Origin of the sequence: Pelagibius marinus, from assembly GCF_014925385.1 — a bacterium.
GTDB classification, from domain to species: Bacteria; Pseudomonadota; Alphaproteobacteria; order Kiloniellales; family Kiloniellaceae; genus Pelagibius; species Pelagibius marinus.
The window spans coordinates 217,774-241,603 of record NZ_JACSDK010000016.1 but is presented as its reverse complement, the minus strand read 5'-3'; the positions used below and the strand labels follow the sequence as shown (position 1 = coordinate 241,603).

Annotated in this window: 24 protein-coding genes; 4 read left to right on the top strand and 20 right to left on the bottom strand. The window is 66.7% G+C overall.

Annotated features, from left to right (window positions below):
* Window positions 1-116: 116 nt before the first annotated feature.
* From groL to H7X47_RS20590, 14 genes are all read right to left on the bottom strand, one after another.
* Entirely contained in the window at window positions 117-1,766 is a 1,650-nt protein-coding gene (gene groL / locus H7X47_RS20655; RefSeq protein WP_193370640.1) for a chaperonin GroEL, read from the bottom strand.
* 15 nt (window positions 1,767-1,781) lie between these two features.
* Window positions 1,782-2,069 carry a co-chaperone GroES gene (groES, locus tag H7X47_RS20650; RefSeq protein WP_193370639.1) on the bottom strand — a complete coding sequence of 96 codons (288 nt, stop codon included), beginning with the start codon at window positions 2,067-2,069 and terminating at the stop codon, window positions 1,782-1,784.
* A gap of 148 nt (window positions 2,070-2,217) precedes the next feature.
* The gene (gene hflX / locus H7X47_RS20645; protein WP_193370638.1) at window positions 2,218-3,558 is read right to left on the bottom strand and encodes a GTPase HflX; all 1,341 of its coding nucleotides are present in this window, start codon (window positions 3,556-3,558) and stop codon (window positions 2,218-2,220) included.
* Window positions 3,559-3,673: 115 nt separating this feature from the next.
* Window positions 3,674-3,931: an RNA chaperone Hfq gene (hfq, locus tag H7X47_RS20640; protein WP_193370637.1), complete on the bottom strand. Its 258-nt coding sequence runs from the start codon at window positions 3,929-3,931 to the stop codon at window positions 3,674-3,676.
* 200 nt (window positions 3,932-4,131) lie between these two features.
* The gene (locus H7X47_RS20635) at window positions 4,132-4,830 is read right to left on the bottom strand and encodes an HAD family hydrolase (protein WP_193370636.1); all 699 of its coding nucleotides are present in this window, start codon (window positions 4,828-4,830) and stop codon (window positions 4,132-4,134) included.
* The gene (locus tag H7X47_RS20630; RefSeq protein WP_193370635.1) at window positions 4,827-5,198 is read right to left on the bottom strand and encodes a hypothetical protein; all 372 of its coding nucleotides are present in this window, start codon (window positions 5,196-5,198) and stop codon (window positions 4,827-4,829) included. Before H7X47_RS20630 ends, H7X47_RS20635 begins: the two co-directional genes overlap by 4 nt.
* Window positions 5,199-5,202: 4 nt before the next feature.
* Complete coding sequence (locus H7X47_RS20625; RefSeq protein WP_193370634.1) at window positions 5,203-6,066, bottom strand: D-amino-acid transaminase; 864 nt, start codon at window positions 6,064-6,066, stop codon at window positions 5,203-5,205.
* A 62-nt stretch (window positions 6,067-6,128) separates the two neighbouring features.
* Window positions 6,129-7,505, bottom strand: coding sequence for a Trk system potassium transporter TrkA (gene trkA, locus H7X47_RS20620; RefSeq protein WP_193370633.1), 1,377 nt, complete (start codon window positions 7,503-7,505; stop codon window positions 6,129-6,131).
* A 27-nt stretch (window positions 7,506-7,532) separates the two neighbouring features.
* On the bottom strand, window positions 7,533-8,924 hold the full coding sequence (ntrX, locus tag H7X47_RS20615; RefSeq protein WP_193370632.1) for a nitrogen assimilation response regulator NtrX: 1,392 nt from the start codon (window positions 8,922-8,924) through the stop codon (window positions 7,533-7,535).
* Window positions 8,917-11,268 carry a sensor histidine kinase NtrY-like gene (locus H7X47_RS20610; RefSeq protein ID WP_319633646.1) on the bottom strand — a complete coding sequence of 784 codons (2,352 nt, stop codon included), beginning with the start codon at window positions 11,266-11,268 and terminating at the stop codon, window positions 8,917-8,919. The genes ntrX and H7X47_RS20610 overlap by 8 nt, the downstream gene beginning before the upstream one ends.
* A gap of 3 nt (window positions 11,269-11,271) precedes the next feature.
* Window positions 11,272-12,720 (bottom strand): nitrogen regulation protein NR(I), encoded by a 1,449-nt coding sequence (ntrC, locus tag H7X47_RS20605; protein WP_193370631.1) that lies wholly within the window; start codon window positions 12,718-12,720, stop codon window positions 11,272-11,274.
* Window positions 12,717-13,871 carry a nitrogen regulation protein NR(II) gene (glnL, locus tag H7X47_RS20600; protein ID WP_193370630.1) on the bottom strand — a complete coding sequence of 385 codons (1,155 nt, stop codon included), beginning with the start codon at window positions 13,869-13,871 and terminating at the stop codon, window positions 12,717-12,719. The genes ntrC and glnL overlap by 4 nt, the downstream gene beginning before the upstream one ends.
* Window position 13,872: 1 nt before the next feature.
* The gene (gene dusB / locus H7X47_RS20595; protein ID WP_193370629.1) at window positions 13,873-14,901 is read right to left on the bottom strand and encodes a tRNA dihydrouridine synthase DusB; all 1,029 of its coding nucleotides are present in this window, start codon (window positions 14,899-14,901) and stop codon (window positions 13,873-13,875) included.
* A gap of 289 nt (window positions 14,902-15,190) precedes the next feature.
* The gene (locus H7X47_RS20590; protein ID WP_193370628.1) at window positions 15,191-15,991 is read right to left on the bottom strand and encodes a cytochrome C assembly family protein; all 801 of its coding nucleotides are present in this window, start codon (window positions 15,989-15,991) and stop codon (window positions 15,191-15,193) included.
* Between the two features lie 91 nt (window positions 15,992-16,082).
* Here H7X47_RS20590 and H7X47_RS20585 point away from each other — a divergent pair, with 91 nt between their 5' ends.
* Genes H7X47_RS20585 through H7X47_RS20570 form a run of 4 tightly spaced genes read left to right on the top strand, consistent with a single transcriptional unit; the run spans window position 16,083 to window position 18,986 of the window.
* Complete coding sequence (locus H7X47_RS20585) at window positions 16,083-17,270, top strand: bifunctional 2-C-methyl-D-erythritol 4-phosphate cytidylyltransferase/2-C-methyl-D-erythritol 2,4-cyclodiphosphate synthase (protein ID WP_193370627.1); 1,188 nt, start codon at window positions 16,083-16,085, stop codon at window positions 17,268-17,270.
* A 19-nt stretch (window positions 17,271-17,289) separates the two neighbouring features.
* Complete coding sequence (locus tag H7X47_RS20580; RefSeq protein ID WP_193370626.1) at window positions 17,290-17,766, top strand: phosphatidylglycerophosphatase A family protein; 477 nt, start codon at window positions 17,290-17,292, stop codon at window positions 17,764-17,766.
* Complete coding sequence (locus H7X47_RS20575; protein WP_193370625.1) at window positions 17,766-18,260, top strand: CinA family protein; 495 nt, start codon at window positions 17,766-17,768, stop codon at window positions 18,258-18,260. Before H7X47_RS20580 ends, H7X47_RS20575 begins: the two co-directional genes overlap by 1 nt.
* Window positions 18,261-18,986, top strand: a complete 726-nt coding sequence (locus H7X47_RS20570) for a CPBP family intramembrane glutamic endopeptidase (protein ID WP_193370624.1) — start codon at window positions 18,261-18,263, stop codon at window positions 18,984-18,986.
* A gap of 16 nt (window positions 18,987-19,002) precedes the next feature.
* Here the strand turns inward: H7X47_RS20570 and H7X47_RS20565 are convergent, their stop codons facing one another.
* From H7X47_RS20565 to H7X47_RS20540, 6 genes are all read right to left on the bottom strand, one after another.
* Window positions 19,003-19,329 carry a hypothetical protein gene (locus H7X47_RS20565; RefSeq protein WP_193370623.1) on the bottom strand — a complete coding sequence of 109 codons (327 nt, stop codon included), beginning with the start codon at window positions 19,327-19,329 and terminating at the stop codon, window positions 19,003-19,005.
* Between the two features lie 129 nt (window positions 19,330-19,458).
* Entirely contained in the window at window positions 19,459-19,929 is a 471-nt protein-coding gene (locus tag H7X47_RS20560) for a type II toxin-antitoxin system RatA family toxin (protein WP_193370622.1), read from the bottom strand.
* A gap of 34 nt (window positions 19,930-19,963) precedes the next feature.
* On the bottom strand, window positions 19,964-20,926 hold the full coding sequence (gene lipA, locus H7X47_RS20555) for a lipoyl synthase (RefSeq protein ID WP_193370621.1): 963 nt from the start codon (window positions 20,924-20,926) through the stop codon (window positions 19,964-19,966).
* Window positions 20,927-21,125: 199 nt separating this feature from the next.
* Window positions 21,126-22,529, bottom strand: a complete 1,404-nt coding sequence (gene lpdA, locus H7X47_RS20550) for a dihydrolipoyl dehydrogenase (protein WP_193370620.1) — start codon at window positions 22,527-22,529, stop codon at window positions 21,126-21,128.
* Between the two features lie 24 nt (window positions 22,530-22,553).
* Window positions 22,554-23,201 (bottom strand): hypothetical protein, encoded by a 648-nt coding sequence (locus tag H7X47_RS20545; RefSeq protein WP_193370619.1) that lies wholly within the window; start codon window positions 23,199-23,201, stop codon window positions 22,554-22,556.
* Window positions 23,198-23,824 carry a hypothetical protein gene (locus tag H7X47_RS20540; RefSeq protein ID WP_193370618.1) on the bottom strand — a complete coding sequence of 209 codons (627 nt, stop codon included), beginning with the start codon at window positions 23,822-23,824 and terminating at the stop codon, window positions 23,198-23,200. The genes H7X47_RS20545 and H7X47_RS20540 overlap by 4 nt, the downstream gene beginning before the upstream one ends.
* Window positions 23,825-23,830: the final 6 nt, after the last annotated feature.

Below are 23,830 nucleotides of genomic sequence, written 5' to 3'. Positions count from 1 at the left end.
GCTCCGGGGCAGCGAATCGTTGGCGGGGAGCTGGAAGATAACCTGCGGACGGGAAAGGAAAAAGGGCCGCGGCGGAACCGCGGCCCTTGATCGTACTGCCTGGGTGAAAGGGCTGCTTAGAAGCCCATGCCACCCATGCCGCCCATGCCACCCATGTCGGGAGCCGGCGCACCGGCGTCCTTCTTCTCGGGGGCGTCGGCGACCATGGCTTCGGTCGTGATCAGCAGGCCGGCGATGGACGCCGCGTCCTGCAGCGCGGTACGCACGACCTTGGTCGGGTCGATGATGCCGGCCTTGAACATGTTCACGTACTTGCCGTTCTGGGCGTCGAAGCCCAGGGCCGCGTCCTTGGCGTCCTGGATCTTGCCGACGACGATCGAGCCCTCGTGGCCCGCGTTCTCGGCGATCTGGCGGATCGGCGCCTGCAGCGCGCGGGCGACGATCTCGACGCCGACACGCTGGTCGTCGTTGACGCCTTCCAGCTTGGCGAGCACCTTGGCAGCGTTCAGCAGAGCCGTACCGCCGCCGATGACGATGCCTTCCTCGACCGCGGCGCGGGTGGCGTTCATCGCGTCTTCGACGCGATCCTTACGCTCCTTCACCTCGACCTCGGTGGCGCCGCCGACGCGCAGGACGGCGACACCGCCGGCCAGCTTCGCCAGACGCTCCTGCAGCTTCTCACGGTCGTAGTCCGAGGTGGTCTCCTCGGCCTGGGCCCGGATCTGCGTGCAGCGGCCCGCGATTTCCTTCTTCTTGCCGGCGCCGTCGATGACGGTGGTCTCTTCCTTGGTGATGACCACGCGCTTGGCCGAACCCAGCATGTCGAGGCTCGCGGTCTCGAGCTTGATGCCGAGATCCTCGGAGATCACCTGGCCGCCGGTGAGGATCGCGATGTCCTCAAGCATGGCCTTGCGGCGGTCGCCGAAGCCCGGCGCCTTCACGGCGGCGACCTTCAGGCCACCGCGCAGCTTGTTCACCACCAGGGTCGCAAGGGCTTCGCCCTCGACGTCCTCGGCAATGATCAGCAGCGGACGGCTGGACTGCACGACGGCTTCCAGCAGCGGCAGCATGGGCTGCAGGCCGGAGAGCTTCTTCTCGTGCAGCAGGATGTAGGGGTTCTCCATCTCGCAGACCATCTTGTCCGCGTTGGTGATGAAGTACGGCGACAGGTAGCCGCGGTCGAACTGCATGCCCTCGACCACGTCCAGCTCGGTCTCGAGGGACTTCGCCTCTTCCACCGTGATCACGCCTTCCTTGCCGACCCGCTCCATCGCCTCGGCGATCATGGTGCCGATTTCGGCCTCGCCGTTGGCGGAGATGGTGCCGACCTGGGCGACTTCGCCGGTGGTCGAAATCTTCTTCGACTTCTTCTGCAGCTCGGCAACCACGGCCTCGACGGCCAGGTCCACGCCACGCTTCAGATCCATCGGGTTCATGCCGGCGGCAACCGCCTTGGCGCCCTCGCGCACGATCGACTGGGCCAGAACGGTCGCAGTGGTCGTGCCGTCACCGGCAATGTCGTTGGTCTTCGAAGCAACCTCGCGCACCATCTGCGCGCCCATGTTCTCGAACTTGTCGGAGAGCTCGATCTCCTTGGCCACCGTGACACCGTCCTTGGTGGTGCGCGGAGCACCGAAGGACTTGTCGATCACCACGTTGCGGCCCTTGGGGCCGAGGGTGACTTTCACGGCGTCGGCCAGAATGTCGACACCACGCAGCATCCGCGTACGGGCGTCGGCGCCAAACTTAACGTCTTTCGCAGCCATATCTGGTTCTCTTCCTTATTGCAAAACGCCCATGATGTCGGACTCGCGCATGATCAGCATGGTCTTGCCGTCCAACTTGACTTCCGTTCCGGACCACTTGCCGTAAAGGACCTTGTCGCCCTTCTTGACGTCCAGAGCATTCAGCTTGCCGTCGTCGCCTCGGGTGCCCGGGCCGACCGCAAGGACCTTGCCTTGCATGGGCTTTTCTTTTGCCGTGTCGGGAATGATGATGCCACCGGCGGTTTTTTCTTCTTCCTCCAGCGGCTCGACCACGACACGGTCATGCAGCGGCCTGAATTTCATGGAACTCTACCCTGTCTGGTGTGTATGGGAGTGGCGCGGGACCCAAGATAAGCTCTGACAGCCCGCCAGGAGGCCCCCGCCGTTCGTATTTGTTAGCACTCACCGGCGGCGAGTGCTAACGAGCATATAAAAGCCCGGGGAAGCAGAGTCAACCGCCGGAGGCCAGGTTCCTGCCCTCGGCCGGCGCATTAGCGGTTTCAGCGGCCAGAATCTCGCCGTTTTCAATGCGGGAGCCGAACTTCTTAAGAAATCGATCCAGGTCCCGCGGGGCCAGCTTCACATCGACCTCGGTGACGAGATCCTGGTCGCGCCGCGCCACCACCTCGCCATGGTCGTAAAGCCAGCCCAGGGCCGCGCCCTCTTCCAGCTTGATCGCGACGGTGACCTGGCGGCGCTGCGCCGACAGCAGCCGCTCGATCAAGGCCAGCACGTCCTCGCAGCCCTCGCCGGTCAGGGCCGAGCAGAGCACGCTGTCGCCCTGGCCGGCAACCCGCTGGGCCAGATGGCCGCGCTCGGCAGGCCCCAGCAGGTCGGCCTTGTTCAGCACTTCGAGCACGTGGCCGGCGCTTTCGTCGATGCCGAGATCCGCCAGGACCGCCTGGACGTCGGCCTGCTGGGCCAGGCTGTCGGTGTGGGAGACGTCGCGTACATGCAGGACCACATCGGCCTCGGTGACCTCCTCCAGGGTGGCGCGGAAGGCCGCGACCAGGTCAGTGGGCAGGTCGGAGATGAAGCCCACCGTGTCGGAGAGGATGATGTTCTGGCCCGAGGGCAGGACCACCCGCCGCATGGTCGGGTCCAGGGTCGCGAAGAGTTGGTCGCGGGCCAGTACCTTGGCTTCGGTCAGGCGGTTGAAGAGGGTCGATTTGCCGGCGTTGGTGTAGCCGACCAGGGCGACCACCGGATAGGGCACGCGCTGCCGGGCACCGCGGTGCAGGCTGCGGGTGCGCTGCACCTGGCTCAGTTCCTTCTTCAGGCGGCTGATGCGCTCGGTGATCAGGCGGCGGTCGATCTCCAGCTGGCTTTCGCCCGGACCGCCCATGAAGCCGGCGCCGCCGCGCTGGCGCTCCAGGTGGGTCCAGGAGCGCACCAGGCGGGACTTTTGATATGTCTGGGCCGCCAGTTCGACCTGCAGCTTGCCTTCCTTGGTGCGCGCCCGCTCGCCGAAGATCTCAAGGATCAGGCCGGTGCGGTCGATCACCTTGCAGTCCCAGGCGCGCTCCAGGTTGCGCTGCTGGACCGGCGTCAGCGCCGCGTCGACCACCACTACGGCAACCTCCAGCAGGCGGATGTCACCGGCCAGGCGCTCCACCGCGCCGCCGCCGATCAGGGTGTTGGGACGCACCTGCTTGACCGGCACCACCTCGCTGGCCACCACCTCCAGGTCGATGGCCGCGGTGAGGCCGACGGCCTCCTCCAGCCGCGCGGCGGGCGCGCGCAGCCCGGGCTGCATCATGTCGGGGTGCACAACGAAGGCACGGTCGGTCATCGGGATTGGCGGCGCCGGGCGCCGCCCCTTTCATTCAGGCCCTGCATCTTCTGGGCTGTCTTGCCGGCAGGTGCAGTCTCATGCACGCCCTTCGGGGGTCCCGACCGTCCTGGGATCAGCCCTCGGCGGCCTCTTCTTCTTTGGTCGGATCGAAGAGCTGGACCGGGGTCGCCGGCATCACGGTCGAGATGGCGTGCTTGTACACCAGCTGCGAGTGGGCGTCGCGCCGCAGGAGAACAGAAAAATTGTCAAACCAAGTCACGATACCCTGTAGCTTCACGCCGTTGACCAGAAAGACAGTCACAGGGACTTTGTTTTTCCGAATGTGATTGAGAAATACGTCCTGGACACTTTGATTTTTTTCAGCGGCCATTTTCGCACCTTGTTCTTGTTCTTAATGACGGTCGTCTGTTCTTATTCTGGCCCTAGCAAACCTTCCGGCAAAGCCTTCTGCGGTGCAGATACCCAATAGGCTTGCGCCGCGCTCCAGCGCGCGTCCCAGAGAGCCCTTCCTAACACGGCTTTTGGGAAATGAAAAACCATCCTGTTGGGTAGCGGGAGCCTCGGATTCTCTTACGAGAAGTCCCTTATTTGCTGTTCAACCCTGCCGTTTTCAAGGGCTGAAAGGGCCAGCTGCGCGAAGGTTCTGCAGTCGCTGACGTGGCCGCCGAGGGGCAGGTCGCCGAATTCCCCCTCCCCCGGCGGCTCGGCACGCACCAGGATTGCGGTGCAACCGGCATTGCGGGCGCAGAGCACGTCGATGTCCGTATCGCCGACGAACCAGACCTCCGGGCCCGGAGCGATGCCGCTGCCGGCCAGGGCGAAGTCGACCACTTCGCGCGCCGGCTTGTCCTTGGCGGCGTCCGTGGCCCCGACCAGGGGGCCGAAATAGCGGTCCCAGCCCAGTTCGGCCGCTTCCAGGCGCAGCAGGGGCGCGCGCTTGTTGCTGACCACGCCCAGCAGCAGGTCCTCGACCGCGGCCAGGGTGCGCAGCATGGCCTCGGCGCCGGGCAGCGCCCTGAGCTGCTTCAGGTGGTCGGCCTCGTAGGTGCGGTAGAAGACCTCCGTCGCCTCGTCCACCCGCGCGCCGAACAGCTCGGGAAAGGCGTCGCGCGCGGACTTGCGAACATTGCGCCTGGTCTCTTCCAGGGTCCAGGGCTGCTGGCCCATGGCCTCGAAGGTCGCCGTCATGGCGTGGTGGATCATCGCCCAGCTGTCCACCAGGGTGTTGTCCCAGTCGAAGAGAAGAGCTTTGGGGGGCGGCAGGGTCATGTCCGGCCACCCGCTTTCTGTGCCTTGCTCAGCAAAATCCGGGAATACTCCAGATTGACTTCATAGAAGGCGTTGAGGTTGATGTCTCGAGGCGGCCGCGATGCGGCCAGTTCGTGCAGCTGTTTCAAGCGCATCCCGTCGAACTTGATGGTCGTGCCGCCGTCCTTGCCGACGAACAGCGCCGTGAAGCGGCCCGTCAGGCTGTTGCGGTCCGCGATTTCCTGCTCGCGCAGCTTCAGCGAGTTGGCGAGTGAAACGAGCAACTCCTCGTCGCTGTACGCCAACCGCTGCGCCAGCGCACCGACGCCCTTGGCGATGTTGATCTCGACATAGTCGGCGCCGAGCAGAGCTTGTTGCAGCGAGGGCATCGGCTCACGCGCTCTTCTTCAGGCTCTGCATGTAGTCGATGTAAACCTGGCGCAGCTTGCCGGTCAGGATGCCGGGGTGGCCGTTGCCGACGGGCTGGCCGTCCAGCGAGGTGATCGGCAGCACCAGCGAGGTGCTGGAGGTCAGGAAGGCCTCCTTCGCGGCCTTGGCCTCCTCCACGGAGAAGGGCCGTTCCTCCAGGTCGTAGCCCTCCGCGCGGATCAGCTTCAGCAGGGTGTGCCGGGTGATGCCGCCCAGGATCGAGTGGGTGGCGTCACGGGTCACGACCTTGTTGTCCTGGGTGACGATCCAGGCGTTGGTCGAGGTGCCTTCGGTGACCATGCCGTTCCTGTCGACCTGCCAGGCCTCGTAGGCCCCCGCTTCTACCGCCGCCTGCTTGCCGAGGATGTTCGGCAGCAGCGAGACCGACTTGATATCGCAGCGTTCCCAGCGCTGGTCCGGCACGGTGATGACCTTCAGTCCCTCCTCCAGCAGCTGTTTGCTGTGCGGCTTGGTCTGTCGCGTGGTCATCACCAGCGCGGGTCTGGCGTCCTTGGGGAACTTGTGGTCGCGCGGCGCCACGCCGCGGGTTACCTGCATGTAGAGGAACCCGTTGGAGAGCCCGTTGCGGCGCATCAACTCGCGCGAGATCAGCTTCAGCGCCGGCCGCGACATGGGTTCACCGATACGCAGTTCGCGCAATGAGCGGTCGAGGCGGTCAAGATGCAGGTCCTCGTCCACAAGGATGCCGCTGTAGACCGGCACGACCTCGTAGACGCCGTCGGCGAACTGGTAGCCGCGGTCCTCGATGTGCACGGCGGCTTCGCGATGGGGCACGTAGCGGCCGTTGACGTAGGCTTGACGGGGCATCCGCGGCCTCTCCTTTCGACTCTGCTTCCGACTCCGGGAAACGGGAAAGCTCGGTCGCGATCCTAGAAAAACTCGAGCTTCACGGCAAAGAGCTTCTCGACCTTCTTCACCGCTTCTGAGCGCGCAAATATCACCACCAGGTCGTTGGGCCGGGTGACCGTATCGCCGCGCGGGATGATCACTTCGTCGCCGCGCACGATGGCGCCGACGATGACGCCGTCGGGCAGGCGCGCATCGCGGATCGGCACGCCGACCAGGCTGGAGGTTTCCAGCGCCTCGGCCTCGATGACCTCGCCGAAGTCCTCGCTCAACGAGTGGACGGAGCGGATGCGGCCGCGGCGCACATGCTGCAGGATCTTGGAGACCGTGATGGCGCGCGGGCTGACCACGGTATCGATGCCGAGCGTGCCGACCAGGGGTCCGTAGGAGGTCTTGTTGATCAGCGTCACCGCCCGCTTGCAGCCGTAGCGCTTGGCCAGCAGGGAGGTCAGAATGTTGACCTCGTCATCGTTGGAGACCGCGATGACCGTCTCGGCGATGGCGGCGTTGGCTTCGTCCAGGATCTCCGTGTCCAGGGCGTCGCCGTGGATCACCACGGTGCGCTGCAGGGCCTGGGCCACGGTCTCGGCGCGGCGCTTGTCGACCTCGATGACCTTGAGGTTCACCTGCGGGTGGTTCTTCTCCACCGCGTGGGCCAGGTTGAGGCCGATGTTGCCGCCGCCGACGATGATGACCCGGCGGGCCTCCTTCTCCTCGTGGCCGAAGGCCGCCATGGTGCGCGCCAGGTGCGACGTGTCGGCCACCAGGTAGACGTCGTCGCCGGCGCGCATGTCGTCGTCGGGGGTCGGCACGAAGCCCTTGCCCTCGCGCGAGATGCCGATGACCACGATGTGCAGATCCGGGAACAGCGCCGTCAACTGGCGCAGCGGCGTATTGATGACCGGCGTCTCCTCGCTGCAGTGCAGGCCGATGAGGCTTACCTTGCCGTCGGCCAGCGGCTGCACGTCGAAGGCGCCCGGCAACTGCAGGCGCCGCTCGATGGCGCGGGCGACCTCGATTTCCGGCGAGATGATGACGTCGATCGGCATGTGATCGCGGCTGAAGAGGTCCGACCACATGGGCTCCAGATAGCTCTGGTGGCGCACGCGGGCGATCTTGGTCGGCACCTCGAAGATCGAATGACAGATCTGGCAGGCCACCATGTTGACCTCGTCGGCGTAGGTCACGGCGATGACCATCTCCGCGTCTGAGGCGCCGGCGCTCTCCAGCACATCAGGATGCGAAGCGAAGCCGACCAGCCCCTTCACGTCCAGGGAGTCGGTGATTTTCTCGATCAGCTCGCGGGATTGGTCGATGACCGTCACGTCGGCGTTTTCGCTCGAAAGGTAGCGTGCGATGTTGAAGCCGACCTGGCCGGCACCGCAAATGATAACTTTCATATCCTAGATGGCTCCGCTGTCGCTCGTTCAGGCGCGCTCCACCGTGCCGACGCCGAGAGAGCGCAGCTTGCGGTGCAGGGCAGAACGTTCCATGCCGACAAAGGTGGCAGTCCGCGAAATGTTGCCGCCGAAGCGCATGACCTGCGCCTCCAGGTACTTGCGTTCGAAAACCTCGCGCGCCTCGCGCAGCGGCAGGGACATGATCTCCTCCCCCGTCTCTCCCGGCAGGGAGGCCGGCGAGGAAGCGCCGATCTCCGGCGGCAGCATGTCCGGCCGCACAGGGTCCTGCGGGCGGCCCGGCGCCATGATCAGCACCCATTCGATGACGTTGCGCAGCTGGCGCACGTTGCCCGGCCAGTCATAGGCGCGCAAGGCGGCCAAGGCGTCGTCGCTGAGATTGCGTGGCGGCAGTCCGGCGCTCTCGGCCGCGCGCTCCATGAAATAGGCGACCAGGGCGGGAATGTCCTCGCGCCGCTCGCGCAGCGACGGCACCTCGATGGGCACCACGTTGAGGCGATAGAAAAGATCCTCGCGAAACTGGCCCTCGGTGATCAGGGACGGCAGATCGCGGTTGGTGGCGGCGATGACCCGCACGTCCACCGCGATGCGGGTGTTGCCGCCGACCCTTTGGAAGGTCTGTTCCTGCAGCACGCGAACGATCTTGCCCTGTGTTTCCAAGGGCATGTCCGCGACCTCGTCCAGGAACAGGGTGCCACCGTGGGCACGCTCGAAGGTGCCCAGCTTGCCACCGCCTTCGGTGTCGTCCGGATCCGGCTCGATGCCGAAAAGCTCCGGCTCCAGGCGATCCGGGTGCATGGTGGCGCAATTCAGCGCCACGAAAGGCGACGTGGCGCGGTGCGAGCAGGTATGGAGCTGCCGGGCGACCACTTCCTTGCCGGCACCTGCCGGGCCGGTGATCAGCACGCGGCTGCCGGTCGGCGCCACCTTGCGGATCGCCTGGCTCACCTGGTGGAACCAGGAAGAGGTTCCGATCATGTCCTCCGACAGGCCGACGCGCAGGCGCAGTTCCTCGTTCTCGCTGCGCAGGCGCGCGGCCTCGATGGCGCGCTGGACGATCAGCAGCAGGCGGTCCGACTTGAAGGGTTTCTCGATGAAGTCGTAGGCGCCCAGCTTGATGGCGTTGACCGCGGTTTCGATGTTGCCGTGGCCGGAGATCATCACCACCGGCACGGAGGGATACTCGCGCTTGATGACGTCCAGGATCTCCATCCCGTCCAACGTCGAGTTCTGCAGCCAGATGTCGAGCACGACGAGGTTCGGGCGCTTCTGGCGCAGCAGCTCCAGGGCGGTGTCGCTGTCTCCGGCGTCGCGCGTTTCGTAGCCCTCGTCCTGCAGAATGCCGGTGATCAGCATTCGGATATCGACTTCGTCGTCGACGATGAGGATTTCGTCAGCCATGTCCTGCAGCTCTTTTCACATCCGGCGCTTCGGCTTCGTTCTCGGGCCGCCCGGCGCCGCTATCTACCACTTCTTCGCGCAAGGGGAAAATGAGACTGACGATCGCGCCGCCTTCTTCCCGGTCCCGGAGAATGAGATTGCCGCCGTGATCCTCCATGATCTTCTTCACAATTGCGAGTCCGAGTCCAGTGCCCCGCTCGCGCGTTGTCACATAAGGCTCGGTCAGGCGATAGCGGTCGGCCCTCGGCAGGCCTTTGCCGTTGTCGCAGATATCGACGACGCAATGCGCGTCCTCGGTGCGGATCGTCACCGAGATGACGCCCGCGGGCGCCGCCTCGCCCTCCAGGCCGTGCCGGCCTTCGATGGACTCGATGGCGTTCTTCAGCAGGTTGGTCAGGGCCTGGCCCACCTGGCGGCCGTCGCAGGCCAGCAGGATTTCTTCGGACGGCGGGGTGTAGTCGAAGCGCACGTCCTGGCGCGCCGTGCGCTGCAGGAAGACGGCCTCCTGCACCAGCTTGCCGATGTCTTCCTTGCGCATGTCGGGTGCCGGCATGCGCGCGAAGGCGGAGAACTCGTCGACCATGCGCCCGATGTCGCCGACATGGCGCACGATGGTGTCGGTGCAGATCTGGAAGGTGTCCGGGTCGTTGGTGATCTGGCCCACGTACTTGCGCTTCAGCCGCTCGGCGGCAAGCTGGATCGGCGTCAGCGGGTTCTTGATCTCGTGCGCGATGCGGCGTGCAATATCCGACCAGGCGGCTTTGCGTTGCGCGGCCAGCAGCTGGGTGATCTCGTCGAAGGTCACGACGAAGCCCATAATCGCGCCATGTTCCAGCTCGGCGGAGATGCGCACCAGGAGCACCCGCTCGGAGCCGCTCGAGTCGGGGATTGTGAGCTGCTGCTCCGCGAGCTTGCGGGGGCGCCGCCGGGCGCGCGCCTGCAGATCGTCGATCTCCGGCATGACCTCGGTCAGGGTCTGGCCGCGCATGGTCTGGAATTTCTTGCCGAGAAAATCGCAGGCCATCCGGTTGGCCAGGTTGATGCGGCCATGCTCGTCCAAACCGATGACCCCCGCCGAGACGCCGCCCAGCACCGCCTCGATGAAGCGATTGCGGTTGTCCAGTTCTTCGTTTGCTTCCAGGAGGGCGTCCTGCTGGCGCTCCAGCTGGCCGGTCATCTTGTTGAAGGCGCGGGACAGGTTGCCGATTTCGTCGCGGCGCGGCGGTCCCTGGACCCGGGCCTTGAGGTCGCCCTTACCGACTTTCTCCGCTGTGGCGATCAGGCTGCCGATGGGGCCGGTGAGCTGGTTGGCGAAGGCCAGGCCGATCCACACCGCCACCAGGAGCAACAGCAGGGCCACCACCAGGAAGATCAGCGCAAAGGTGATCTGCAGACTGAAGCGGTTTCCCTCCAGGTCTTCATAGCGCTGCACCGCCCAGCGGGTGCTCTCCATGTGGCCGATGACCCGGGAATCGACCAGCCTGCCGACGTAGAGATAGGCGTCGGCGGAAAGGTCGAGGCGGACCAGGGCACGCACCCGGTCCTCCTCCTCCGAGGTCATGATGGCCATGCCTTCGCTGCGGGCGCGTTCGAAGGCCCATTCCGGGATCTCCGGGTTGAAGGCCAGAAGGAAGCTGGAGGACCGCGCCAGCATCCGCCCGGAGCTGTCGTAGACCGCCGCCTCGGTCAGGTAACGCTGGTTGGCCTGCCGCGTCATGACGTTGTTGAAGACGGTAGGGTTGTAGACCAGCGAAGGGCCGCCACGGTTCAGCACCTGGGCAATGGCCAGGGCGTCGGCAGCGATCGCCTGCTGGTGTTCGTCCAGATAGGCGGCCGCCACGGCGCGGGAGTTCTTGATGGCCGTGGAAACCCGCTCGCTGAACCAGAACTCCAGCCCCAGGTCGAAAATGATGACCGAGAAGGCCGCGACCAGGATGGTCGGCGCCACGGCGACGACCGAGAACAGGGCGACCAGGCGGCCGTGCAGGCGCGAGCCGGCCCGTCCCTTCTTGCGCTCGATCCAAAGGATGGCCAGACGCCGGGTGATCAGGGCGGCAAGGCCAAGGATGATGACCAGGTCGGCCAGCAGCAGCAGCAGGATGTGGCCGGTATCGGCGGTGGTGGAGAGGTTGCCGGTCATGGCGACGAAGGTCGCGGTGCCGCTCACCAGCGCGCCGACCAGAAGGATCAGCGCGACCGTCCGCTCCGCCCTGATACGCCGCAACCAGTCGAGAAGACGACCGAAGCGCGGGCGCGCCACCCGCTCGTCCGCGGGGGCCTCGCCCGGTCGGGTCTCGCCGCCCTCTCGGACAGTGATCTCACCGGTCTGTTGTATATTTGCCACAGGCTATTTAAGGCCGCGAATCACCTGGATGTCCAGGTCCCGAATCTTTTTCCGCAAAGTATTTCGGTTCAGGCCCAGCAGCTTCGCCGCGCGGATCTGATTTCCCCTTGTGGCTGAAAGCGATAGCTCGATCAAGGGGCGTTCGACTTCGCGCAGGATCCGGTCGTAGAGGCCAGAGGCCGGCAGGCCGTCCTCGTGTGCGGCAAAATAGGCACGCAGATGTTGCTCGACGGCACCGCCCAGCGACTCGGCCGGCGGCGCGGCAGCGGCCCGCTCGGCCGCCTTGCCCTCGCTCAGCTCGCTCTCAATGACCCCGCGATCGATGGTTTCCTGGCTGTAGAGCACCGCCAGGCGACGCACCAGGTTCTCCAGTTCGCGCACGTTGCCGGGCCAGTGATAGGTTTTCAGGGCCCCCATCGCCTCGGCGTCGAGCGACTTGGCGGCCAGGCCCTCCTCCTGCACCTCGGTGAAGAAATGGCGCACCAGCTCGGGGATGTCCTCGCTGCGCTCGCGCAGTGGCGGCAGGCGGATGGGCACCACGCTGAGGCGGTAGTAGAGGTCCTCGCGGAACAGGCCCTGGCGCACCATCTGGCGCAGGTCGCGGTGGGTGGCGGCGATGATCCGCACGTCGGCGCGGATCGGCGTGCGCCCGCCGACCGTGGTGTATTCGCCTTCCTGCAGCACGCGCAGCAGCCGCGTCTGCGCCTCCAGCGGCATGTCGCCGATCTCGTCCAGGAACAACGTGCCGCCGGTGGCCTGCTCGAAGCGGCCGGAGGAGCGCAGGGTCGCGCCGGTAAAGGCGCCCTTCTCGTGGCCGAAGAGTTCGCTCTCGATCAGCTCGCGCGGAATGGCGGCCATGTTCACCGCCACGAAGGTACCGCGCCGGCGCTTGCCGTAGTCGTGCAGCGCGCGGGCCACCAGCTCCTTGCCGGTGCCGGACTCGCCGTAGATCATCACCGTCAGGTCGGTCGGCATGAGGCGGGCGAGAACGCGGTAGATCTCCTGCATGGCCTGGGAGCGGCCGATCAGCGGCAGTTGCTCCTCGCCGTCGTCAGCCTGGAGCTTGGCCTTGCCCTCGGAATCGGCGGGCTCCGAAAGGGCGCGGTCGACCACCGAGATCAACTCGCGCAGGTCGAAGGGCTTGGGCAGGTATTCGAAGGCGCCGCGTTCGGTCGCCTTGACCGCGGTCAGCAGGGTGTTCTGCGCCGACATCACCAGGATACGGAGAGCCGGGCGCAGCTTCTTGATGCGCGGGATCAGGTCCAGGCCGTTCTCGTCGGGCATCACCACGTCGGTGATCACCAGATCGCCCTCGCCCTCCTTCACCCACTGCCACAAGGTGGCGGCGTTGCCGGTGGTGCGGACCACATGGCCCTGGCGGCCCAGCGCCTGGGTCAGAACGGTACGGATCGCGCGGTCGTCGTCGGCGACCAGGATGGTCGCGCCGCTCATACCTGGTCCCCGTCCACCGTGAGTTCCTCTTCCAGCCCGGTTTCTCGTGGCACCATGGGCAGCATCAGGCGGAACAGCGTGCGCCGCGGCTGGCTCTCGAACTCGATGACGCCGCCGTGGTCGTCGATGATCTTGGCGACCAGCGCCAGGCCCAGGCCGCTGCCCCCCGCCTTGGTGCTGACGAAGGGATCGAAGAGGTGCGGCTGGATGTCCTCGGGAATGCCCGGGCCGTTGTCCTGGATCATCACCTGCAGCGGCAGGTCGACCCGGCTGCCGCTGCCGGGAATGGCCAGGCGCACACCCTGCTGATAGCGCGTCGAGAGGGTGATCTCTCCGCCCTCCTTCGGCACCGCTTCGGCGGCGTTCTTGACCAGGTTCAGGATCGCCTGGATCAGCAGGTCGCGGTTGCCGTAGACCGGCGGCAGCGAGGGGTCGTAGCTCTCGATGAACTTCACGTGGCGGGCAAAGCCGTTCTCGGCCAGGCGCCGCACCCGCTCCAGCACCACGTGAATGTTGACCGGCTCGCGCGCCAGGGGTTGCTTGTCGGAGAACATCTCCATGCGATCCACCAGGGCGACGATGCGGTCGGCTTCCTCGCAGATCAGGCGGGTCAGCTGGTGATCTTCGGGATCGGCGTTCTGCTCCAGCAGCTGGGCGGCGCCGCGGATGCCCGAAAGCGGGTTCTTGACCTCGTGGGCCAGCATGGCGGCCATGGCGGTCACCGAGCGGGCGGCGTTGCGGTGGACCAGCTGGTGGTCGATCTTGCGGGCGATGGAACGCTCGTGGATCGAGACCACGACGCTGCCGGGACGGTCGGCGACGGTGGCGGCGTCGATGGAAACGAAGTGCGAGCCGATCTTGGGCCCTGAGAGCGTCACACCGTACTCGGAGACCGAATAGCCGCCGTCGCGCACCTGATGGATCAGGCCGAAGGCGGGGCTGTCTTCCGGCAGAATTTCACTCAGGGGCCGGCCCAGCAGAGTGGTGGTCGAGGAGGCGAAGAACTGCTCGGCGGCCTGGTTGACGAAGGAGAGCTGATCCTGGTCGTCGACGACGAAGAGCGGCACCGAAAGCGCCGAGAGGATCGAGCCGGGTTCCGGTGTGCCGTTGCGCGCGGGCTTGCGTGCGAAAATATCAGATACCTTGGCCATACTATGCCGCTGCCATCTCCAATTCGGCCCCCGCCGGGGCCGTTCCTTCCAGAATCGGCGCGAAGAGCGCGCGGATCATGCCTTTGACCTGCTCCGGGTCGTCCTCCCGGTTCATGCGGGCGCGGAACTCGGCGGCGCCGTCCAGTCCCTTGGCGTACCAGCCCAGGTGCTTGCGCGCGATGCGCACGCCGTGGCGGCTTCCGTAGAGCGAGAGCAGAGCCTCATAGTGTTCCAGCATCACCTGCAGGCGCTGCGCCGGCGCCGGGTCGGGCCGCCGCGTGCCGTCGTGCAGGTAGTCCATCACCTGGCGCAGGAACCAGGGGCGGCCATAGGCGCCGCGGCCGATCATCACGCCGTCGGCGCCGGAGCGCTCCAGGGCCTCGGCCGCGTCCTCCACGGTGACGATGTCGCCGTTGACCACCACCGGCAGGGCGACCGCTTCCGTCACCCGGCGCACGAAGGACCAGTCCGCCTCGCCGGCATACTTCTGGCAGCGGGTGCGGCCGTGCACGCTCAGCATCTGCACGCCGCAGTCCTCGGCGATGCGGGCGATCCGCGGCGCGTTGCGGTTTTCCAGGTTCCAGCCGGTGCGCATCTTCACAGTGACCGGCAGGTCCACCGCCGCGACCACCGCGGCCATGATCCGCCCCGCCAGCAGCTCGTCCTGCATGATGGCCGAGCCGCAGGCCTTGTTGGTGACCTTCTTGGCCGGGCAGCCGAAATTGATGTCGATGATGGCGGCGCCGCGGTCGGCGTTGAGCTTCGCCGCTTCGGCCATGGTATCCGGGTCGCTGCCGGCGAGCTGTACCGAAAGCGGGTATTCCGCCGCGCAGTCGCCGGACATCTTGCGGGACTCCTTCACGGACTCCTGCATCTGCCGGATCATGGCGTTGCTGGCGATCATCTCGGAGACCACCAGCCCGGCGCCGAACTGCCGCACCAGGCGGCGGAACGGCTGGTCGGTGACACCGGACATCGGCGCCAGGATGACCGGCGCCTCCAGCTCCAGCTTGCCAACGACGATGCTCATCAGATCCCTCATTCAACCCAAGGTGCGACCACAGAGCCTCTTTCGTGAGCAGCCGTCGCGCGCACGTTGGAGGTTTGCCTGTGTATTGGTACCCAACCCCTTTTTCGGCGGCCGATTGATGCACAAAAAATAGGCGTTGTCACGAAGGATTAGCCGACCGCGTACAAACCCGCCCCGAGTTGCTCGAAAAACGGGCAAGTGGGACGGAACCCCCTACAGCGGGTTGAGCAACCCCGGGACTTGGCCCGCATTGGCGGTATCCGTCCGGGATCGGAGCTGCCGCAGGGGGTCAGGCCAGCAGAATATCGGTGACGAACTTGACCCCGAGATAGGCCAGGGTCAGCAGCAGGTAGCCGACCAGCACGATGCGGGCGGCCCGCCGGCCGCGCAGGCCGCTGCGGTAGTGGAGCAGCAGCAGCCCGCCGATGACCAGGAAGGCCAGGAGGGAGAACAGGGTCTTGTGACTGAAGGTGAAGAGCGCGCCGGAAGTCACGTAGAGCTCGGAGATGCCGGTCGCGATGCCGAGACCCAGGATGGCCTCGCCGGCGCCCAGCAGGCGCACCTCCAGGCGCTCCGCGTCGGCCACCGAGGGCAGCATGCGGGTGAAGGCATTGGGGGCGCGGCGCTTCAGCGCGCGCTCCTGTACGAAGACAGCGGAACTGGCCACGGCGGCCAGGGTGCAGAGCGCGTAGGTGGTCACCGAGACGGCGATGTGGGCGATCAGCCAGCCGTCCAGGCGCGCGGCCAGGGGCTCCGGGCCGGCCAGCAGCCCGAAGGCGGTCGCCAGGGCGCCGAGGATCAGCAGGTAAGGCAGCAACAGCGGCGCCAGGCGCGCCGCCTCCCGGCTGAGGATGACCAGCAGACCGAAGAGGCCCAGGGCCGCCGCCACGGCGAGCCAGAGCGCCGCCGCCAGGCCCGTCTGCCACTGCGCGCCCAGGGAAACGATGCTGAGCGCCGAGGTCCCGGCAAGCGCCGCGCCCAGCAGCAGCCAAAAGACCGCGTCAGCGCGCGCCGCGTGCCGCACGAAGGGCAGCAGCGTGGCGGGCAGCAGTGAAGCCAGGGCGGAGAGCGACAAAACCATGCTATTCATGAGCCCCTATATATCACCTCTTGGCCGCGCCACCAGAGGACACTAGGGTCGGCGCAACGAGAACACAGCAAGACACGCGGAGTCCCGCAATTTGACTAGCCCTTCCGGGAAGACGGCGGATGCGCTGATCGTCGCCGCCGGCCGCGGCCAGCGGTTCGGCGGCAGCCTGCCGAAGCAATACGCGAGCCTGGCCGGAGTCCCGCTGCTGCGCCACACCCTGCAGGCCTTTGCCGCGCACCCGGCGATCGGCCGGGTCCGGGCGGTGATCCACCCCGACGACCGCGACCTCTATGACGCCGCGGCGGCAGGACTGAACTTGGCCGAGCCGGTGGCCGGCGGCGCCAGCCGGCAGGAATCGGTCTTGCGCGGACTGGAGAGCCTGGCAGAGCGCGCGCCCGCGCGGGTGCTGATACACGACGGCGCCCGGCCCTTCGTCTCGGCGCCGGTCGTCGACCGCGTGCTGGCCGCCCTGGACAAGGTCCCCGGCGCCATCGCCGCCCTGCCGGTGGTCGACACCTTGAAGCGGGGCCAGGACGATCATATCGCGGGCACCCAGGACCGCGCTGGTCTGTGGGGCGCGCAGACGCCGCAGGGTTTCCGCTATGCGGAGATCCTGGCCGCGCACCGTGCGGCGGCCGGCGAGGAACTGACCGACGACGCGGCGGTGGCCGAGCGCGCCGGGATCGAAGTGGCGTTGGTGGAAGGCAGCCGGGAGAATTTCAAGGTGACATCTCAGGACGACCTGCGCACGGCGGAGCGCTGGCTGCGCGGCGCCCCAGGACAAGGGGGGGCGGAGACCCGCGTGGGCCAGGGCTTCGACGTGCACGCCTTCGGGCCGGGCGACCACGTGATGCTCTGCGGCGTCCGCATCGACCATGACGCCGGCCTGGCCGGCCATTCGGACGCCGACGTCGGGCTGCATGCCCTGACCGACGCCATCCTGGGCGCGCTCGGCGCCGGCGACATCGGCAGCCACTTCCCGCCCAGCGACCCGCAGTGGAAGGGCGCTGATTCCGGCAAGTTCATCCGCCACGCCCGCGATCTGGTGACGGCGCGCGGCGGGCGCATCCTGCATCTCGACGTGACGCTGGTCTGCGAGCGGCCCAAGGTCGGTCCGCACCGCGACGCCATGGTGGCGCGGGTGGCCGAGCTGCTGGATCTGCCGGCCGACCGGGTCAGCGTGAAGGCGACCACCACCGAGAAGCTGGGCTTCACCGGCCGCGGCGAGGGCATCGCCGCCCAGGCCGCCGCCACCCTGGCCCTGCCGCCCTCGGACTGAACCGGCTACACTAGGAACGATGACCGCCCCCTCCCCCTGGCTGCCCTCTTCGCTGCTCGCCACCTGGTTCGGCGCCGGCCTTCTGCCCTGGGCGCCGGGGACCTGGGGATCGCTGGCGGCGCTGCCCTTCGGCGTGGCGCTGTTCTGGCTCTCCGGACCGCTGGGGCTGCTGCTGGCCACGGTGGCGGTCTTTGTGATCGGGCTCTGGGCGGCGCACAGCTATGAGCAGGTCGCGGCCATCAAGGACCCCGGCGCCATCGTCATCGACGAGGTAGCGGGCCAGTGGCTGGCCCTCATTCCGGCCGGGCTCAACCCCGTGGGCGTGATCCTGGCCTTCATCCTGTTCCGGGCCTTCGACGTGGCCAAGCCCTGGCCCGTCGGCTGGGCCGACCGCCACTTGAAGGGCGCCTTCGGGATCATGGCCGACGACATCATCGCCGGGCTCTACGCCGCCGCCCTGGTCTACGGCTTGTTGTGGCTCTGGGAGCGCGCCTGATGTTCGACGATCAACTGCTGCAGGAGGCCGAGAATGTCCTTGCGCGCTACCGTCAGGCCGGCAAGAAGCTGGCCACGGCGGAATCCTGCACCGGCGGGCTGATCGCCGGCTGCCTGACGGAGATCGCCGGGTCCTCCGACGTGGTCGACCGCGGCTTCGTCACCTACTCCAACGAAGCCAAGGTGGAGATGCTGGGCGTCTCCGCGTCTCTCCTGGAGCCCCCGGGCCCGGGCGCGGTCAGCGCCGAGGTCGCCGTCGCCATGGCCACGGGCGCGTTGCACGCCTCCCAGGCCGACGTTGCCGTCTCGGCCACCGGCATCGCCGGGCCGGGCGGCGCCACGGAGAGCAAGCCGGTCGGCCTGGTTTATCTCGGCTGGGCGTCGCGCGGTGGCCCGGCGCAGGCCCTGCACCAGGTCTTCCCCGGCGACCGTGCGGCGGTGCGCCTGGCGACGGTGCGCGAGGCCCTCAGACTCTTCACGGAGGCTTTGGACTGAATGTTGCCCCCGCGCCTGCCCGCGCTGCCGCCCTCGCCGGTGCGTCTTGGCGACCTGATCCTGCTGGCCCTGCTGGTGGTGGTCAGTGTCTTCGCCATTCCCCTCACCCTGACCGTCTTGCGGCCGGAGACCAACCTCACGGCCTTGCCGGTGACCGTCGGCCTGCTGGTCGGGCAGTCGGTGCTGATGCTGTTCTTCACCTGGCTGGTTGTCCTGCGGCGCCACGGCCTGGGTCTCGCCGACATCGGCCTGCGCCCGACCTACAACGGCTGGTACCGCATTGCCGTCGGCCTGGGACTGCTCTGCATGCCGCTGATCTCCGGCATCAATCTGGGGGTCCAGGAGCTGATGGGCGAGGTCGTCGAGAATCCGCAGATGCAGGCGCTGGCGCCCGAGGGCTTCAGCTGGACCAGCCTCCTGCTCATGCTGGCCCTGGTCGGCGTGCTGGTGCCTTTCATCGAGGAAGTCATCTTCCGCGGGGTGCTGCTGGGCTGGCTGCTGAAACGAATGCGCTTTGCCTACGCGGCGCCGATCTCGGCGGTGATCTTCAGCGTGGCGCACGGTCTGCCGCAGCTGATCCCGGCCCTGGCGGTCATGGGACTGATCCTCGCCACCGTCGCCTGGCGCAGCGGCTCGCTCTGGCCCTCGGTGGTGGTGCACGGCGTCTTCAATAGCGCCATGACAATCTCCCTTTACGCCGGCCTGGCCCTCGGCGAAGGGTTCTAGCGCGGGCGGAAAGACCTCAGTCGGTGCCGCCAGGGGCCTCGGCAAGGCGTCCCGAGGCCGGCCGCAGCACGGTCGGAAAGAAACCGGACGGCGGCGGCGGGAAGCCCACCCAGAACAACACCATCACTGCGACGACCGCCACCGGCAGGCGCCAAAGCCAGTGGCGCGGACGCCGCACTATCGGGTTGTCGGCGAGCAGCGCAATGGCGTCGGCCGCTTGCGCCGCCGGCACCTGCAGTGCGATCCCGCCGAGCGCGTGCGTCCAGTGCCACTGCACCGATGCCACGTACCAGGTGTCGGGAAAGACCTTGACCCCAGCGGCGCCGAGCAGCGCCTGGGCCAAGGCAGCCTCGGCCTGCCCGTAGGCCCAGCCGACCGTAACGAGGTTAGAGTCCTTCACATCGCCCGCCGTTGCTTGTCGCTCTCCGGCGAGAGGATAGCACAACCGAACGGCGATTTTGTCGATCGGATACTAGGTGTTCGCGGAACTCGACGAGGGCGCCGCGTCGGGGAGGCCGTAGAGGTCGCGGGCGCGGGTTTCGAAGGCGGCGACCATGCGGCGCACGGCCTCGTGGAACAGGCCTTCGATGACCTTCTGCAGCAGCTTGGAGCGGAACTCGAAGTCGACGTAGAAGTCGATTTCGCAGCCCTGCGGATGGTCGACGAAGACCCAGTGGTTCTCCAGGTACTTGAAGGGTCCTTCCGCGTAGGTGACGTCGATGCGCTGTTCGGCGGCGTTGGGCACGACGCGGCTGGTGAAGCGCTCGCGGAACATTTTGAAGCCGATGATCAGGTCGGCGACGATCAGGCTTTCCTGGTGCGTCTTGATGCGCGCGCCCAGGCACCAGGGCAGAAATTCCGGATAGCGCTCGATATCCACGACCAGCTCGTAGAGCTGATCCGGCGTGTAGGGCAGCACCCGTCTTTCTTTATGAACCGGCATGACGAAAGAATAACAGCCTTAACTTGCCGGGTCTTTAACCTGCCGCCGCCAGCTTGGCCTCACGTGCGGCGCGCAAACGGGCGAAGTCTTCGCCTGCATGGTAGGAGGAGCGTGTCAGCGGCGTCGCCGAGACCATGAGGAAGCCCTTGTTGTAGGCCATGGCCTCATACTGCTTGAACTCCTCCGGCGTCACGAAGCGGTCGACCACGTGGTGCTTGGGGGTCGGCTGCAGGTACTGGCCGATGGTGAGGAAGTCGACGTCGGCCGAGCGCAGGTCGTCCATGACCTGCAGCACCTCGGACTTGCTCTCGCCCAGGCCGACCATGATGCCGGACTTGGTGAACATCGAGGGATCGAGGCGCTTCACCTCGTCCAGCAGGCGCAGCGAGTGGAAGTAGCGCGCGCCGGGCCGCACCTCGGTATAGAGCCGCGGCACGGTCTCCAGGTTGTGGTTGAAGACGTCGGGCTTGGCCGCCACGACGACCTCCAGGGCCCCTTCCTTGCGCAGGAAGTCCGGGGTCAGGATCTCGATGGTGGTCTCCGGCGCCGCCTCGCGGGTCGCCCTGATCACCTGGGCGAAGTGCTCGGCCCCGCCGTCGGCCAGGTCGTCGCGGTCGACCGAGGTGATGACCACGTGCTTCAGGCCCAGCTTGGCCACGGCGGTGGCGACGTTGGTGGGCTCGAAGGGGTCGAGGGCGTTCGGCTTGCCGGTCGCAACGTTGCAGAAGGAACAGGCGCGCGTGCAGATCCCGCCCATGATCATCATGGTGGCGTGGCGCTGGGCCCAGCACTCCCCGATGTTCGGGCAGGCGGCCTCCTCGCAGACCGTGTGGAGGTTGTTCTCCTTCACCACGGCGCGGGTCGCCTGATATTCCCGGGAAACCGGGGCCTTCACCCGGATCCAGGCCGGCTTGCGCTTGACCTCCTGGTCCGGCTTGTGGGCCTTCTCCGGATGGCGGAGGCGCGGCTTCCCGGTTGTCGTTTCGCTACCACTCATTGTGTCGTCCTGGTTCTCAAATCCGCTCGGTCCTTACTGCAGCAGATAGACGGCGGCGCCCACCGTGACCGAAAGCAGGAAGACCGCGCCGGCCAGCTGCGAGTTCCTGTGCAGCAGGTAGACCAAAACGATCCCGCCAAGGCCCAAAAGCATATAGAGCGCTGCATCCATTTGGAGACCCGACGGTCCTTTCCTCCAACTACATGTGGATGACGCGGCCGTAGGCGTCAAGCACCGACTCGTGCATCATCTCCGAGAGGGTCGGATGCGGGAAGACCGTGTGCATCAGCTCGGCCTCGGTGGTCTCCAGGCCCATGGCCACCACGTAGCCCTGGATCAGCTCGGTGACCTCGGCCCCCACCATGTGGGCACCCAGCAGCTGGCCGGTCTTGGCGTCGAAGACGGTCTTCACCATGCCCTCGGGCTCGCCCAGCGCGATGGCCTTGCCGTTGCCGATGAAGGGAAAGCGCCCGACCTTCACCTGGTAGCCGGCCTCCTTGGCCTTCTTCTCGGTCAAACCGACGCTGGCCACTTGGGGATGGCAGTAGGTGCAGCCGGGGATCTGCTCCTTTTTCATGGGGTGAACGTCGTTGAGGCCGGCGATCTTCTCGACGCAGATGACGCCCTCGTGCTCGGCCTTGTGGGCCAGCATAGGCGGGCCGGCCACGTCGCCGATGGCGTAGATGCCCGGCTCGGCCGTGCGGCCGTAGTCGTCGATGACGATGCAGCCGCGGTCGGTCTTCACCTTGGTGGTCTCCAGGCCGATGTCCTCGATGTTGCCCTGCACGCCGACGGCGGAGATCACACGGTCGACGGTGATCTCGCTTTTCTTGCCGGCCTTGTCCTCGACGGTGGCGGTGACGTTGTTCGAGCCCTTCTTCACCGCCGTCACCTTGGCCTCGGTCATGATCTTGAGGCCGCGCTTCTCCAGCTGCTTGCGCGCCAGCTTGGAAATTTCCTCATCCTCCACCGGCATGATCTGCGGCAGGACCTCGACGACCGTCACATCGGCACCCATGGAGTGGAAGAAGGAGGCGAACTCGATGCCGATGGCGCCCGAGCCGATGACCAGCAGCGACTTGGGCATGGCGTCGGGCACCATGGCCTCGAAGTAGGTCCAGATCAGCTTCTTATCCGGTTCGATCCCCGGCAGGGCGCGCGGGCGCGCGCCGGTCGCCAGGATGACGTGCTTGGCGGTCAGGTCGCTGACCTTCTTGCCGTCCTTGGTCACGACCAGCTTGCCGGGTCCGTTCAGCTTGGCCTCGCCGTCGACCACCGTGACCTTGTTCTTCTTCAGCAGGTGTCCGACGCCGCCGTTCAGCTGCTTGGAGACGCTGCGCGAGCGCTGCACAACCTTGGCGAGGTCGAAGCCGACCTTCTCGGCCGAGAGCCCGTAGGCGTCGGCATGCTGCATGTACTCGTAGATCTCCGCCGAGCGCAGCAGCGCCTTGGTCGGGATGCAGCCCCAGTTGAGGCAGATGCCGCCCAGGTGCGCGCGCTCCACCACGCAGACCTTCATCTTCAGCTGCGCGGCGCGGATCGCCGACACGTAGCCGCCCGGCCCGCCGCCGACGACGATGAGATCGAAGTTGGTATCAGCCACAGAAGTTCTCCCTTTCGCCGGCCTTCAGCCCGGCGGATTCCAGATGTTCGGATCCGGCGCGCGGCCGGTGATGAGATGGATGATCAAGGGCACGGCGCCGCTGTTGCCGTCCTTGGTCTTCAAGGCGCCGAGCAAGCCGGCCTGGGCGTCGAAGACCGCGCGGAAAGGCGCGATGGAGGACAGCAGGTCGAAGCGCCAGGTGCCCTCCTCCTCCTTGAAGTACACGTTGACCGGGATCGGCGAGCCCTTGAGGTTGGAGATCGGCGCCTGGGCCTGACTGCCGGTGACGGTGAACTCCGCGGCTTCCAGCTTCTCCACCTCGTTCATGTCGAAGGACTTATGGTCCACCGCGTAGGCGACCGGGTCGCCGTTCTTCATCTCGCGCAGCTGCTCGGCCTTCATGTTGTGGCGGAGCATGAGGATCGAGATCTGGTCGAGCAGCGGCAGCGCCTGCACCTCAGCCGCTTCCATGGTCAGCGCCCGGTCCAGGGTCTGTTTCAGGAAGGCGTGGGTGTCGGAAGAGGTCAGCGCCGAGGCCTTGGCCCCGTCCCCGTCGATAAGGGCCTGCTTGTAGGCGGCAAAGCTCTCCTGCACCGCCGCCGGGTCCGACTGCGCCACGGCCGGAGCAGCCAACAGCATCACCAAGGCTGCGATGACGAGACGCAGCTTCACGACGGCGGGCTCCAGATCTCCGGGCCGGGTTTCACGCCGGTGCCCTGCTCCAGCATCAGCAGGACGAACTCGTCCTCGCTGAGGCCAGACTGTTGGACGGCATACTCGAAGGCGGTGCGCGTCAGCTTCATCAGCGCGACGAGGTCCAGCAGCCAGCGGCCGTCTTCCTTGACGAACTCCATCCTGAAAGGACTCTTCAGGCCGTCGGGCCTGAGGATGGTGCCGTTGGCATGGTCACCTTCGATCTCGTAGTGGCCGAGGCGGAGCTGCGAGGCGCCGTTGCGGCCGATCCAGCCGTTGTCGACCGCGTAGGAGACGACCTCGCCGCCGGACATCTGCTGCAGTCGGCTGCGGTCCAGTTTGTGGCGCAGCAGCATGGCGTAGAGCCGGTCGGTCAGGTGGATATCATGCAGTCCGGCACGGTCCAGCGTCAGGGCCTGGTCGGCCAGGTCGCGGAAGTAGTCGCGGGAGTTCTGCGTCACCACCTTGGCCGCCGCCGCGCCGTCCGCCTCCAGGATCGCCGTCTTGTAGGTGAGGAAGCTCTCCTTGACGTCGTCCACCGGTTCGGCGGCCGCCGGCGTGGCCAGGCAGAAGACGAGCAGAAGGGCGGAGAGGCTTCGCATGGGTCG

Excerpts from the sequence above, each read along its gene's own strand:
- groL (WP_193370640.1), bottom strand. The coding sequence starts at position 1,766 with ATGGCTGCGAAAGACGTTAAGTTTGGCGCCGACGCCCGTACGCGGATG.
- groES (WP_193370639.1), bottom strand. The coding sequence starts at position 2,069 with ATGAAATTCAGGCCGCTGCATGACCGTGTCGTGGTCGAGCCGCTGGAG.
- hflX (WP_193370638.1), bottom strand. The coding sequence starts at position 3,558 with ATGACCGACCGTGCCTTCGTTGTGCACCCCGACATGATGCAGCCCGGG.
- hfq (WP_193370637.1), bottom strand. The coding sequence starts at position 3,931 with ATGGCCGCTGAAAAAAATCAAAGTGTCCAGGACGTATTTCTCAATCAC.
- H7X47_RS20635 (WP_193370636.1), bottom strand. The coding sequence starts at position 4,830 with ATGACCCTGCCGCCCCCCAAAGCTCTTCTCTTCGACTGGGACAACACC.
- H7X47_RS20630 (WP_193370635.1), bottom strand. The coding sequence starts at position 5,198 with ATGCCCTCGCTGCAACAAGCTCTGCTCGGCGCCGACTATGTCGAGATC.
- H7X47_RS20625 (WP_193370634.1), bottom strand. The coding sequence starts at position 6,066 with ATGCCCCGTCAAGCCTACGTCAACGGCCGCTACGTGCCCCATCGCGAA.
- trkA (WP_193370633.1), bottom strand. The coding sequence starts at position 7,505 with ATGAAAGTTATCATTTGCGGTGCCGGCCAGGTCGGCTTCAACATCGCA.
- ntrX (WP_193370632.1), bottom strand. The coding sequence starts at position 8,924 with ATGGCTGACGAAATCCTCATCGTCGACGACGAAGTCGATATCCGAATG.
- ntrC (WP_193370631.1), bottom strand. The coding sequence starts at position 12,720 with ATGAGCGGCGCGACCATCCTGGTCGCCGACGACGACCGCGCGATCCGT.
- glnL (WP_193370630.1), bottom strand. The coding sequence starts at position 13,871 with ATGGCCAAGGTATCTGATATTTTCGCACGCAAGCCCGCGCGCAACGGC.
- dusB (WP_193370629.1), bottom strand. The coding sequence starts at position 14,901 with ATGAGCATCGTCGTTGGCAAGCTGGAGCTGGAGGCGCCGGTCATCCTG.
- H7X47_RS20590 (WP_193370628.1), bottom strand. The coding sequence starts at position 15,991 with ATGAATAGCATGGTTTTGTCGCTCTCCGCCCTGGCTTCACTGCTGCCC.
- H7X47_RS20580 (WP_193370626.1), top strand. The coding sequence starts at position 17,290 with ATGACCGCCCCCTCCCCCTGGCTGCCCTCTTCGCTGCTCGCCACCTGG.
- H7X47_RS20575 (WP_193370625.1), top strand. The coding sequence starts at position 17,766 with ATGTTCGACGATCAACTGCTGCAGGAGGCCGAGAATGTCCTTGCGCGC.
- H7X47_RS20570 (WP_193370624.1), top strand. The coding sequence starts at position 18,261 with ATGTTGCCCCCGCGCCTGCCCGCGCTGCCGCCCTCGCCGGTGCGTCTT.
- H7X47_RS20560 (WP_193370622.1), bottom strand. The coding sequence starts at position 19,929 with ATGCCGGTTCATAAAGAAAGACGGGTGCTGCCCTACACGCCGGATCAG.
- lipA (WP_193370621.1), bottom strand. The coding sequence starts at position 20,926 with ATGAGTGGTAGCGAAACGACAACCGGGAAGCCGCGCCTCCGCCATCCG.
- H7X47_RS20540 (WP_193370618.1), bottom strand. The coding sequence starts at position 23,824 with ATGCGAAGCCTCTCCGCCCTTCTGCTCGTCTTCTGCCTGGCCACGCCG.